Origin of the sequence: Photorhabdus sp. RM71S (assembly GCF_042879355.1) — a bacterium.
GTDB classification, from domain to species: Bacteria; Pseudomonadota; Gammaproteobacteria; order Enterobacterales; family Enterobacteriaceae; genus Photorhabdus; species Photorhabdus kayaii.
This window is the reverse complement of the sequence record NZ_JBHFKV010000322.1, coordinates 1-223: the sequence shown is the minus strand read 5'-3', so window position 1 is coordinate 223 and position 223 is coordinate 1. Positions and strand designations below refer to the sequence as shown.

The window sequence follows — 223 nt, the reverse complement described above, 5'->3', positions numbered from 1 at the left end:
AGTTTGTACAGATTGTCTTTCAGATTGGATTCAAAATCCGCGAGGGTTTGACCCTCCACGCCTGCCGCACCTTGATTGGCTTTAACCCATAACCAGGCACGGTACACTTCCTTTTTCTCAATGACAAACGGTTTTGCCTTAACCTCTGTATCTCCTCCTGCCTGACAGTTGGATACCGGGTAAGGCTGCCTGACGTGACCCCTTCGCTCCACATTCATTACAA

1 pseudogene is annotated in these 223 nt (G+C 48.9%); it reads right to left on the bottom strand.

Annotated features, from left to right (window positions below):
• Positions 1-218: pseudogene (locus tag ACGF5R_RS25060) on the bottom strand (group II intron reverse transcriptase/maturase); the annotation flags it as partial.
• Between the last annotated feature and the right edge of the window lie 5 nt (positions 219-223).